The organism is Pseudomonas sp. SDI, from assembly GCF_003105155.1.
Taxonomy (GTDB): Bacteria; Pseudomonadota; Gammaproteobacteria; order Pseudomonadales; family Pseudomonadaceae; genus Aquipseudomonas.
In genome coordinates this window covers 57,151-69,046 of sequence record NZ_QETK01000013.1, presented here as the reverse complement: position 1 = coordinate 69,046, position 11,896 = coordinate 57,151, and the positions used below count along the sequence as shown (strand labels likewise).

Sequence of the window (11,896 nt, the reverse complement as noted above, 5' to 3'; positions counted from 1 at the left end):
TCCGGGCATTGTCTGACAACCTGATTAGCGAGCCTCCCCGCCCATGCTTGAGCTTCAACGTCCCGACACGCTGGTAGAACGCGTGGTCAGCGCCATCCGTGGCGAGATCGACTCGGGTCGCCTGGCGGCGCAAGCGCGCCTGCCTACCGAGCAGCAACTGGCCGAGCAACTGAATGTCAGCCGCTCGGTGGTGCGCGAGGCCGTGGCTCAACTGAAGGCTGATGGCGTACTGATCGCCCGGCGCGGCCTCGGCTCATACATTTCGCAAACGCCAAGTGGCACGGTGTTCCGCTTTCCGAGCGGGCAAGGCCGTTCACCGGACCTGGTGCAGATGTTCGAAGTACGCCTGTGGATCGAAACCCAGGCCGCCTCGATTGCCGCCCAGCGCCGCGACGAAGCCGACCTGACGCGGATGCGCACGGCACTCAAGATCATGCAGGACAAGCGCAGCGAGTTCGACGTGGCGGCCGCCGCCGACGTCGAGTTCCACCGTGCAATTGCCGAGGCCAGCAAGAACGACTACTTCGTCGCCTTCCACGACTTCCTGCGCGGTCAACTGGCCGCAGCGCGCAAGACCGCCTGGGAAAACTCGGCAGCGCATTCGGTAGGCGGCTCGGCCGATGCCATCCGAGAACACGCCGCCCTGCTCCAGGCGATTGCCGACGGCGACCGGCTCGCGGCCGCAGCCTGCGCCGAAAGCCACCTGCGCGCTTCGGCCCAGCGTCTGCAGCTCGACCTGCCGACCACGGAGTAAACCCGACCACGCGAAAAACGGCGCTGCCAACACAGCGCCTTTTCTTGGCAACCATTAGTCTGACAACCTGATAGCTAGACCATCTGACAAGAACAGCAAGGTGACACCTGCATGATCTACGACTACTGCATCATCGGCGGCGGCATCGTTGGCCTCGCCACCGCCATGGCGCTGCTCAAGCGTGAACCCGGCGCCTCGCTGGTCATCCTGGAAAAGGAAGACAGCCTCGCCCGCCACCAGACCGGCCATAACAGCGGCGTGATCCATGCCGGCATCTACTACGCGCCGGGCAGCCTCAAGGCCGACCTGTGCAAACGCGGCGCCCAGGCCACCAAAGACTTCTGCGACGAGCACCAGGTCAAGTACGAGGTCTGCGGCAAGCTGCTGGTGGCGTCCACGCCGCTGGAAGTCAAACGCATGGCGGCGCTGTACGAGCGCTCGCAGCAGAACGGGCTGAAGGTCGAGCGCCTGAACGCCAGCGAACTGCAGCAGCGCGAGCCGAACATCGTCGGCCTGGGCGGGTTGTTCCTCGATGCCACCGGTATCGTCGACTACAAGCAGGTGTGCCAGGCAATGGCCAAGGTCATCCAGCAGGCCGGCGGCGAGCTCTGCCTGGGCACCCAGGTCAAGGCGATCCAGGAAAGCCCCGACAGCGTCACCATCAGTAGCGAAGGCCGCGCCTGGCGCGCCAAACAGCTGGTGGCCTGCGCCGGCTTGCAGTCCGACCGCCTGGCGGCGCTGGCCGGGGTGAAGATCGACCACCAGATCATCCCGTTCCGCGGCGAATATTTCCGTCTGCCGGCCAGCAAGAACAGCATCGTCAACCACCTGATCTACCCGATTCCCGACCCGGAGCTGCCGTTCCTCGGCGTGCACCTGACGCGGATGATCGACGGCAGCGTGACTGTCGGACCGAACGCCGTGCTCGGCCTGGGCCGGGAGAACTACCGCAAGTTCTCGATCAACTGGCGCGACGTCGCCGACTACGCGCGCTTCCCCGGGTTCTGGAAAACCCTCTGGAACAACCTCGGCTCCGGCACCACCGAGATGAAGAACTCGCTGTTCAAGCGCGGCTACCTGGAACAGTGCCGCAAATACTGCCCGTCGCTGGACGTCGAGGACCTGCTGCCCTACGAAGCCGGCATCCGTGCCCAGGCAGTGATGCGCGACGGTAGCCTGGTGCACGACTTCCTGTTCGCCGAGACGCCACGCATGGTCCACGTCTGCAACGCGCCGTCGCCGGCGGCCACCTCGGCCATTCCGATTGGCGAAATGATTGCCCAGAGGATCTTCGACGCCCGCTGACCCCTGCTGCACAACAATAAATACAAGACCAACAAGGAAACTTTCGATGTCGGTATACGAAGCGGCCAACACCGCAAGCGAAACCCCGGAACAAAAGAAAAAGCGCCTGCGCAAAGTCGCCGCTGCCACCATCTTCGGCTCCATGCTGGAGTGGTACGACTTCTACCTGTACGCCACCATGGCGGCGATTGTCTTCTCGAAGATCTTCTTCGATGCGAGCAATCCGCAGGTCGCCTCGCTACTGGCCTTCTCCACCTTTGCCATCGGCTTCATCGCCCGCCCGTTCGGCGGCATCCTGTTCGGTTACCTGGGCGACAGGTTCGGGCGCAAGCAGGTGCTGGTGATCACCTTCTGCATGATGGGCGTGTGCACCACGCTGATCGGGCTGATCCCCAGCTATGCCACGATCGGCATCTGGGCACCGATCCTGCTGGTGGTGATTCGCATCATCCAGGGCCTGGGCGCCGGCGCCGAGCTGTCCGGCGCAGCCGTCACCTCCTACGAGCATGCCAGCGAAGGCAAGCGTGGCAGCCAGGGCGCCTGGCCGGCGCTGGGACTGAACCTGGGCCTGCTGCTGTCGTCGCTGACCGTTTACCTGCTGACCATGAACGGCAACGCGTTCATGCTGGCCGGCGGCTGGCGGATCCCGTTCATCTGCAGCATCGTGCTGGTCGGCGTCGGCCTCTGGGTGCGCCGCAGCATTCCGGAAACCCCGCAGTTCGCCGAACTGGAAAACGCCCCGGCCAAGCCGACCGAGTCGCCACTCAAAGCGCTGTTCCGTAACGACCTCAAGGGCCTGGCCGTGGTGTTCTTCGTGGCCATCGGCTACAACGCGCTGAGCTACATCTTCAAGACCTTCTCGCTGGCCTACCTGACCCAGTACAAAGGCGTCGAAGCGCACGTCACCTCACTGTCGGTGACCATCGCCAGCCTGGTGGCAATCGTTGCCGTGCCGTTCTTCGGCTGGCTCTGCGACCGCTGGAGCAGCAAGACCGTACTGATGATCGGCGGGCTGTTCTCGGTGCTGTTCGCTTACCCGTTCATGGCGCTGCTTAATACTGGCGAGCCGACCCTGATCTACGTCGCCATTGCTATCGGCACCGGCATCCTTGCGCCGATGATGTTCGCCCCGCAGGGCTCGTTCCTCAGCCGCCAGTTCCCGACCCAGACCCGCTCCTCGGGCTTCGGCACTGGCCGCGAGATCGGTACGGCGGTCGCTGGCGGCCTGGCGCCACTGGGCGGTCTGGCGCTGGTTGCCAGCTCCGCGACCCACTCCACCGACGGCGTGGTGGTGATCCTCGCCGTCGCCGCTGTGTTTGTGGTGGTGTTCGCCCTGTGCGACCAGGGGCACAAGCACTCCAGCTTCAAAAACTGAATGCAGGCGGCTTGCCGTGCAACGCGGCAAGCCGCTTCTCCATGCAACAAAAAGCTGTATATCCATCCACATAAAACTTGCCTGAACGGCGTTCTATGCGCATCCTAGGGGCCATCGGCAATTACCCTAAAGTGTTCCAGCATGCGGCTGTTCCTCTGCGAAAAACCTTCCCAGGCCAAAGACATCGCCAAAGTGCTCGGTGCCAACCGGCGCGGCGATGGCTGCTGGGTCGGCAGCGGCGTTAGCGTCACCTGGTGCATCGGTCACTTGCTGGAAACCGCCCCACCGGACGCCTACGACGCGCGCTACAAGCGCTGGGTGCTGGCCGACCTGCCGATCATCCCGGCGCAGTGGAAGATGCTGGTCAAACCCAAGACCGCCAGCCAGTACAAGGCCGTCAAACGCCTGCTCGGCGAGGCCGCCGAACTGGTGATCGCCACCGACGCCGACCGCGAAGGCGAGATGATCGCCCGCGAGCTGGTCGAACATTGCCGCTACCGCGGGCCGATCCAGCGCCTGTGGCTGTCGGCGCTGGACGACGCCTCCATCCGCAAGGCGCTGGCAGCGCTCAAGCCGGGGGCCGCCACCTTCAGCCTCTATCACTCGGCACTTGGCCGCTCGCGCGCCGACTGGCTGATCGGCATGAACATGAGCCGACTGTTCACCCTGCTCGGGCGGCAAGCCGGCTATCAGGGCGTATTGCCGGTAGGCCGCGTGCAAACACCGACGTTGCGCCTGGTGGTCGACCGCGACCGCAGCATTGCCGACTTCGTGCCGGTGCCGTTCTGGGCCATCGAGGTGCAGTTGCGCAGCGACGACAGGGTGTTCAGCGCACAATGGCGCGCGCCGGAAGACGCCTGCGACGATCAGGGCCGCTGCCTGAACCAGGCCCTGGCGCAACAGGCCGCCGCCGCGATCAGTGCCGCGACCACGGCGCACGTCAGCACAGTGGCCACCGAGCGGGTGCGCGAGGCCGCGCCGCTGCCCTTCGATCTCGGCACCTTGCAGGAAGTCTGCTCGAAAAAACTCGGGCTCGGCGCCCAGGAGACACTGGACATCGCCCAGGCCCTCTACGAAACCCACAAGGTCATCACCTACCCTCGCAGCGATTGCGGCTACCTGCCATTGAGCCAGCACGCCGAGGCCGGATCGATCCTGGCTGCGCTCGGCCGCGCCGATACCAGCCTCGCGGCGCTGCAGGCGCACCTCGAACCGCAACGCCGTTCGCGGGCCTGGAACGACGCGAAGGTCAGCGCCCACCACGGCATCATCCCGACCGCAGCGGCCATCGATCCGGGCCGCCTGCCGGGCAAGCACAAGGCGGTGTATACACTAATCCGCGCACGCTACCTGGCGCAGTTCCTGCCGAACCATGAATACGACCGCACCCAGGCCGATTTCGACTGTGCCGGGCAGGTATTGCGCGCGGTGGGCAAGCAGATTGTCGAGCCTGGCTGGCGGCGGGCACTACCGGAGGCGCTGACCCCGCCGAAAGGTCGCGAGGCACCGGTTGCGCAGGTATTGCCGGCACTGAGCAAGGGGCAGGCGTGTGCGGTTGTCGGCAGCACACTCAAGGACCTGTGGACCCAGCCCCCCAAGCCGTTCACCGAAGGCGACCTGATCAAGGCAATGAAAAACGTCGCCAAGCTGGTCGCCGACCCCCGCCTGAAGCAGAAGCTCAAGGACACCACCGGGATCGGCACGGAGGCGACCCGCGCGGGCATTATCCAGGGCTTGCTCGACCGTGGTTACCTGCTCAAGAACGGCAAGGCGCTGGCGGCGACGCCAGCGGCGTTCAGCCTGATCGACGCGGTGCCGCGGGCGATTGCCGACCCCGGCACCACGGCAATTTGGGAACAGGCCCTGGACATGGTGCAGAGCGGGGAAATGAGCCTTGAAGAGTTCGTTGCCAAGCAATCGACGTGGATGAGCAAGCAGGTGCAGCGCTGCGCCGGGCTGAGCCTGAACATCAGTGGGCCGGCAGTGGCGGGCAAGGCGCCCTGGAAAAAAAAGCGGCGCAAGGCGCCAGCGGGAGCACCGCGTAAGAAAGCCAAGGGCTAGCCGGCTCCCGCAGGCTTATTCAGCCAGGTGCGGGCCGCACACCGGGATGCCGCTGTGGAAACGCATCTCAACGTCCGGCGAGGTAATCAGCTCGGCCTCTGCCTCGCGCACCTTCGCCACCGTGCGCTGCACATCTTTTTCGTCGCCGTACTGCAGCGCCAGTTTCAGATAACCCTGAAAGTGACGCGCCTCGCTCTTGAGCAAGCCGTTATAAAACTTGCCCAGTTCCTCATCCAGGTGCGGAGCGATCGCCGCAAAGCGCTCACAACTGCGCGCCTCGATAAACGCTCCGACTACCAGTGTATCCACCAGTTTTACCGGTTCATGCGAACGCACCACGCGACGCAGCCCGGAAGCGTAACGCCCAGCCGACAGCGGTCGCAGCGGCACGCCTCGGCGCTTCATCAAACGCATCACCTGCTCGTGGTGCACCAGTTCCTCGCGGGCCAGGCGCGACATCATGTTGATCAGGTCGGCATGGGTGTTGTACTTGGCCATCAGGCTCAGCGCCGTGCTGGCGGCCTTGAACTCACAGTTCTTGTGGTCGATCAGCAGGGTTTCCTGGTCGCTCAGGGCCGCGTCCACCCAGGCATCTGGGGTGCGGCAACCAAGGAAAGCATCGATTTCGGGGATAGGGTGCATAGGCTCACAAACCGGCAAGGCGACAACAAGGCCGGCGATTATACCGGCGACGGAGGCGATCACCAGTGACTATGCTGATATGTATCAACACGCATTGCTGCTGGCGCCGACTATAGTCAACCATCGGTCGCCCTTTCTGAACGGAGTCATCCTCATGCGAGAAGTACGAGACGTACGCAGCATCCTGGTGGTACTCGATCCCGAGCACGCACACAGCCGGGCGCTGACCCGGGCCAAACTCATTGCCGGGGTCACCGGGGCCCGTCTGCACCTGCTGATGTGCGACAAGAAGCAGGACCACAGCGCCCTGCTCAGCCTGTTGGCCAGCCAGTTGCATGACGACGGCTACGACAATGTCAGCCACGAGCAGAGCCGCCACGACGCCCAGCACGAAGCGATCATCAAGGTGCAGGAAGCCGAAGGCTGCGAACTGGTGATCAAGGAACATCGGCCGGACAACCCGCTGAAAAAAGCCCTGCTCACCCCGTCCGACTGGAAACTGCTGCGTCAGTGCCCATGTGCGGTGCTGATGGTCAAGACCGAACGGCCGTGGACTGGCGGCGTGATCCTCGCCGCCGTGGATGTGGGTAACCATGACGAAGCGCATCGGCTGCTGCATGGCGACATCATCAACCACGGCTACGCCATCGCCAGCCTGGCCAAGGGCGAGTTGCATGTGATCAGCGCTCATCCATCACCGATGCTGTCGGCGGCCGACCCGGTCTATCAATTGAAGGAAACCATCGAGCAGCGCTATCGCGAAGAGTGCAAAGCGTTCCAGGCCGAGTTCGATATCAACGATGAGCGCCTGCATGTCGCCGAAGGGCCGGCGGATGTGCTGATTCCGTATACCGCGAACAAGTACGATGCGGTGGTGACGGTGATTGGTACGGTGGCGCGCACCGGGATTTCCGGGGCATTGATCGGCAATACTGCCGAGGTAGTGCTCGATTCGCTGGAAAGCGACGTACTGGTGCTCAAGAGCGAAGAGGCAAAGGTGCACCTGACGGAACTGGCGCGCGGCTGAGGGCGCTATCGCCGGCAACGCAGAGCTGCCTTGCCGGCGATGGGCCGTATGCTAGCCCAGAGCATCCTGCAGAAATCCGGGCGCGATATACCGCTGGTAATGCGCCTCGGATAAAAGAAAGAACTCCCGATCAATGGCGTCGCGCAACTGCGGCAGCTCCCACTCGCGAAACTCCGGCATCAGCACCAGGCCATAGGCCTCCAGCTCGCGGATCACCCGCGCACCGCGCGCAATCAACTGGTAAGCCCAGCAATATTCGGATTGATGAGGCACGAAGCGGATCTTGCGTTGTTCCAGTTGCTGACGCAGGCGTTGCTTGTCGAAAACTTCCAGCTTGGCGGCCATGACCTGCACCAGCAGGTATTCCAGACGCAGCCAGACCGCGCGCTTTTCATCTTCGTTGTAGCCGTTCCAGTGGATCACCTCATGGTGAAAACGCTTGCAACCACGGCACACCAGATCCCCGTAAACCGTGGAGCAAAGGCCGACGCAGGGCGTCTTGATGGACTGATTGGACATGGAAAAATCAACGACATGGCGGCGGAACAGGCCAACATGTTAGCCCTTTGTCTAACGGGGGTCACCCGCTAAAGTCGTTGCGCTCGCCTTACCTTTGTCGAGTTTTTACCGTAGAATCATCCGGCCTTTTTAAGGCGCCAATGTCCGTTAGAAGCTGTTTTCAAAGCGTCACGAGCACAGTTAATCCGGTAGAACGGCGTTGGCACAGGGTATTCGCCCCCCGAATATCCTGCGCCAGCCCTCATCAGCCTCCGTTCTACAGGCGTAAAACTTTGAAAGCAGCTTCTGTAAGGATTTCCTGCAACCCTGGCTACGCGGCCCACAAAGCCGTATTGCGCATGGGTGCCGGAATTTCTGGATGAGCGTCCCGGACACCCATTTGGGACCACTGATGAGGGTAATAACTGTGCTTGAAGCCTACCGCAAACACATCGAAGAGCGTGCCGCCCAGGGTATCGTGCCCCAGCCGCTTAACGCCGAACAAACCGCAGGCCTGGTCGAGCTGCTGAAAAATCCCCCTGCTGGCGAAGAAGCAGTCCTCGTCGACCTGATCACCAACCGCGTTCCACCAGGCGTGGACGAAGCCGCTTACGTCAAAGCCGGCTTCCTCTCTGCTGTTGCCAAAGGCGAAGCGAAAACCCCACTGATCGACAAGAAGCGTGCCGTCGAACTGCTGGGCACCATGCAAGGTGGCTACAACATCGCCACCATGGTTGAGCTGCTGGACGACGCCGAACTGGCTGCCGTCGCCGCCGAACAACTCAAGCACACCCTGCTGATGTTCGACGCCTTCCACGACGTGGCTGAAAAAGCCAAGGCGGGCAATGTCCACGCCAAAGCCGTCCTGGAATCCTGGGCTGCTGGCGAGTGGTTCACCAGCAAACCGGCCATCGCCGACAAATACAGCCTGACCGTATTCAAGGTCCCTGGCGAAACCAACACCGACGACCTGTCCCCTGCCCCGGACGCCTGGTCGCGCCCTGACATCCCGCTGCACGCCCTGGCCATGCTGAAAATGGCCCGTGACGGCATCGTGCCTGAGCAACAAGGCGCCATCGGCCCGCTCAAGCAGATCGAAGAAGTCAAAGCCAAAGGCTTCCCGGTTGCCTACGTCGGTGACGTGGTCGGTACCGGTTCTTCGCGTAAATCCGCCACCAACTCGGTGCTGTGGTTCTTCGGCGACGACATTCCGTACGTCCCGAACAAGCGCGCTGGCGGCTTCTGCTTCGGCTCGAAAATCGCCCCGATCTTCTACAACACCATGGAAGACGCCGGCGCCCTGCCGATCGAGTTCGACGTGTCGAACCTGAACATGGGCGACGTGATCGACGTCTACCCGCACGCCGGCAAAGTCTGCAAGCACGGCACCGACGACGTCATCACCACCTTCGAACTGAAGACCCCGGTGCTGCTCGACGAAGTCCGCGCTGGCGGCCGTATCCCGCTGATCGTCGGCCGTGGCCTGACCGAAAAAGCCCGTGCTGAACTGGGCCTGGGCCCAACCGACCTGTTCAAGCTACCTGAAGCACCTGTCGACACCGGCAAGGGCTACACCCTGGCACAGAAAATGGTCGGCAAGGCCTGCGGCCTGGCTGACGGTAAAGGCGTGCGCCCTGGCACTTACTGCGAACCGAAGATGACCACCGTCGGCTCCCAGGACACCACTGGCCCGATGACCCGTGACGAGCTGAAAGACCTGGCGTGCCTGGGCTTCTCCGCCGACCTGGTCATGCAGTCGTTCTGCCACACTGCGGCCTATCCAAAGCCGATCGACGTGACCACCCACCACACCCTGCCAGACTTCATCCGCACCCGTGGCGGCGTGTCGCTGCGTCCAGGCGACGGCATCATCCACAGCTGGCTGAACCGCATGCTGCTGCCGGACACCGTCGGTACCGGTGGTGACTCGCACACCCGTTTCCCGATCGGCATTTCGTTCCCGGCCGGTTCCGGCCTGGTTGCCTTCGCCGCAGCCACCGGCGTAATGCCGCTGGACATGCCGGAGTCGGTACTGGTGCGCTTCAAGGGCAAACTGCAACCAGGCATCACCCTGCGCGACCTGGTTCACGCCATCCCTTACTACGGCATCCAGAAAGGCCTGCTGACCGTCGAGAAGAAAGGCAAGATCAACGCCTTCTCCGGCCGCATCCTGGAAATCGAAGGCCTGGACGAGCTGACGGTTGAACAGGCATTCGAACTGTCCGACGCCTCGGCCGAGCGTTCGGCTGCCGGTTGCACCATCAAGCTGCCGGAAAAAGCGGTTGCCGAGTACCTGAAGTCGAACATCACCCTGCTGCGCTGGATGATCAGCGAAGGCTACGGCGATGCCCGCACCATGGAGCGTCGCGCGCAAGCGATGGAAGCCTGGCTGGCCAACCCGGTCCTGCTGTCTGCCGACAAGGACGCCGAGTACGCCGAAATCATCGAAATCGACCTGGCCGACGTCAAAGAGCCTGTGCTCTGCGCGCCGAACGACCCGGACGACGCGCGTCTGCTGTCGACCGTTCAGGGCGAGAAGATCGACGAAGTGTTCATCGGTTCGTGCATGACCAACATCGGTCACTTCCGTGCTGCCGGCAAGCTGCTGGACAAGGTCAAGGGTTCGATCCCTACCCGTCTGTGGCTGTCGCCGCCAACCAAGATGGACGCTCACCAGCTGACCGAAGAAGGCTACTACGGCATCTACGGCAAAGCTGGCGCGCGCATGGAAATGCCGGGCTGCTCGCTGTGCATGGGTAACCAGGCACGCGTTGCGGCGAACTCGACCGTTGTGTCGACGTCGACCCGTAACTTCCCGAACCGTCTAGGCGATGGTGCGAACGTGTACCTGGCCTCCGCCGAGCTGGCGGCTGTTGCGTCCATCCTGGGCAAACTGCCGACCGTCGAGGAGTACATGGAGTACGCGAAAAACATCGACAGCATGGCTGCCGACGTTTACCGCTACCTGAGCTTCGACCAGATCGCCGAGTTCCGCGAAGCGGCTGCGAACGCCAAGATCCCGGTCGTTCAAGCCTAAGCTGACTTAGCGTCGAGAAAGCCCCGCCACCTGGCGGGGCTTTTTTATGCCGGCAGGAATGGACGCTTCACTTTTCAGCAACGCCCTCGGCGGACACCCTGATCAGCGCTTCATGCAGCGCTGATAACGCTCATCCACCCGCTGGGCAAACCACGCCGTGGTCAGCTTGCGAGAAATCTTCGGGCTTTTCAGCTCGATGCCCGGCAACAGCGCCCGCGGCAGCGGGTGACCTGCGGCCTTGTCGGCCAACCCATACACGCGCTGATACAAACGCGTTTTCTCGAAATCCAGGCGATCGCCCTGCTCCAACTGGCTGCGGATAGTCGGGTTGCGCAAATCCAGTTGCGCGCCCACCTTGCGCACTGCCCGCTCGGTGGCGCCGGGGAAAATTGCCCCCGGCGCGATCAGGTCGCCATCCAGTGCCAGCGCTACCCCGGAGACACGGCTCAGCGCATGCTGAAACGCCGCATTGCGGCTCGCATACCATCCGGCGTTGAAGTCGGCGAAACGGTACAGTGGCCGCTCGTAACTGGCCGGATAGCCCAGCAGGTGGGCGATGCCGAAATACAGCCCGCCGCGACGGCTGAACACTTCCTGACGAATCGTCCCGCTGTAACGGTAGGGGTAAGCCTGCACATGCCGCTCGGCAAAGGCGATGCTGACCTGCATCGGCCCGCCGGTACGCACCGGATTCAAGTCGCCGAGCAGCGTACGCCCCAGCGGCACAGCGCCGATCAGGTCATCGAAGATGGCACTGAGCTGTTTCTCGCTGCGCGCCGCACTGAGGCGCTGCTCGTAGGTCTGGCCATTCGGCGATGGTGCTTGCAGGGCGGCTTTCACCAGCAGTTGCGGAACATGCACACTGGCTGCCCGACGGTCGATTTCCTCTCGGGCGATGCGCCCCAGACCGGGCACTTGCGGATCGGCCTGAAATGTGGACTCCTGCTCGGTCACCGCCAGCACGGCACACAGGTTGGAACGACTGGGGTCGAGCTTCTGCGCGGTAAAGGCTGTCTGAATGTCCTGGGCCCAGCCCTCACGATCAGTGGCAGCGGCCGGCAACAGGCGCAACAGCTGGGCCCGCACCTGTTCGGCCGAAGGCTGCTCCGGCGCACGCTGGCCGACGCAGCCGGCCAGCAGCGCGGCAAAAAACGTCGCGGGACGAGCCCGCCCCCACAGGGATTGTGGGAGCGGGCT

Annotated in this window: 9 protein-coding genes; 6 read left to right on the top strand and 3 right to left on the bottom strand. The window is 63.2% G+C overall.

Annotated features, from left to right (window positions below):
- Positions 1–43 precede the first annotated feature (43 nt).
- The 4 genes from DCO48_RS10910 (at position 44) to DCO48_RS10895 (ending at position 5,495) form a co-directional block, all read left to right on the top strand.
- Complete coding sequence (locus DCO48_RS10910) at positions 44–754, top strand: FadR/GntR family transcriptional regulator (protein ID WP_116550617.1); 711 nt, start codon at positions 44–46, stop codon at positions 752–754.
- A gap of 111 nt (positions 755–865) precedes the next feature.
- The gene (lhgO, locus tag DCO48_RS10905; protein WP_116550616.1) at positions 866–2,059 is read left to right on the top strand and encodes an L-2-hydroxyglutarate oxidase; all 1,194 of its coding nucleotides are present in this window, start codon (positions 866–868) and stop codon (positions 2,057–2,059) included.
- A 46-nt stretch (positions 2,060–2,105) separates the two neighbouring features.
- Positions 2,106–3,434 (top strand): MFS transporter, encoded by a 1,329-nt coding sequence (locus DCO48_RS10900; RefSeq protein WP_116550615.1) that lies wholly within the window; start codon positions 2,106–2,108, stop codon positions 3,432–3,434.
- 141 nt (positions 3,435–3,575) lie between these two features.
- Positions 3,576–5,495, top strand: a complete 1,920-nt coding sequence (locus DCO48_RS10895; protein WP_116550614.1) for a DNA topoisomerase III — start codon at positions 3,576–3,578, stop codon at positions 5,493–5,495.
- A 15-nt stretch (positions 5,496–5,510) separates the two neighbouring features.
- Here the strand turns inward: DCO48_RS10895 and DCO48_RS10890 are convergent, their stop codons facing one another.
- Positions 5,511–6,137, bottom strand: coding sequence for a tRNA-(ms[2]io[6]A)-hydroxylase (locus tag DCO48_RS10890; protein WP_116550613.1), 627 nt, complete (start codon positions 6,135–6,137; stop codon positions 5,511–5,513).
- A 154-nt stretch (positions 6,138–6,291) separates the two neighbouring features.
- Here DCO48_RS10890 and DCO48_RS10885 point away from each other — a divergent pair, with 154 nt between their 5' ends.
- Positions 6,292–7,164, top strand: a complete 873-nt coding sequence (locus DCO48_RS10885; RefSeq protein ID WP_116550612.1) for a universal stress protein — start codon at positions 6,292–6,294, stop codon at positions 7,162–7,164.
- A 51-nt stretch (positions 7,165–7,215) separates the two neighbouring features.
- On the opposite strand, the gene DCO48_RS10880 is transcribed toward DCO48_RS10885, so the two are convergent.
- Positions 7,216–7,683, bottom strand: coding sequence for a DUF1289 domain-containing protein (locus tag DCO48_RS10880; protein ID WP_116550611.1), 468 nt, complete (start codon positions 7,681–7,683; stop codon positions 7,216–7,218).
- A 406-nt stretch (positions 7,684–8,089) separates the two neighbouring features.
- Between DCO48_RS10880 and acnB the strand changes: the two genes are divergently transcribed.
- Positions 8,090–10,699 (top strand): bifunctional aconitate hydratase 2/2-methylisocitrate dehydratase, encoded by a 2,610-nt coding sequence (gene acnB / locus DCO48_RS10875; RefSeq protein WP_165840761.1) that lies wholly within the window; start codon positions 8,090–8,092, stop codon positions 10,697–10,699.
- A gap of 102 nt (positions 10,700–10,801) precedes the next feature.
- Here the strand turns inward: acnB and DCO48_RS10870 are convergent, their stop codons facing one another.
- Complete coding sequence (locus tag DCO48_RS10870; RefSeq protein ID WP_116550666.1) at positions 10,802–11,878, bottom strand: DUF1615 domain-containing protein; 1,077 nt, start codon at positions 11,876–11,878, stop codon at positions 10,802–10,804.
- Between the last annotated feature and the right edge of the window lie 18 nt (positions 11,879–11,896).

Coding starts and splice junctions, on each gene's coding strand:
- DCO48_RS10910 (WP_116550617.1), top strand. CDS start 44: ATGCTTGAGCTTCAACGTCCCGACACGCTGGTAGAACGCGTGGTCAGC.
- DCO48_RS10895 (WP_116550614.1), top strand. CDS start 3,576: ATGCGGCTGTTCCTCTGCGAAAAACCTTCCCAGGCCAAAGACATCGCC.
- DCO48_RS10890 (WP_116550613.1), bottom strand. CDS start 6,137: ATGCACCCTATCCCCGAAATCGATGCTTTCCTTGGTTGCCGCACCCCA.
- DCO48_RS10885 (WP_116550612.1), top strand. CDS start 6,292: ATGCGAGAAGTACGAGACGTACGCAGCATCCTGGTGGTACTCGATCCC.
- lhgO (WP_116550616.1), top strand. CDS start 866: ATGATCTACGACTACTGCATCATCGGCGGCGGCATCGTTGGCCTCGCC.
- DCO48_RS10900 (WP_116550615.1), top strand. CDS start 2,106: ATGTCGGTATACGAAGCGGCCAACACCGCAAGCGAAACCCCGGAACAA.
- DCO48_RS10880 (WP_116550611.1), bottom strand. CDS start 7,683: ATGTCCAATCAGTCCATCAAGACGCCCTGCGTCGGCCTTTGCTCCACG.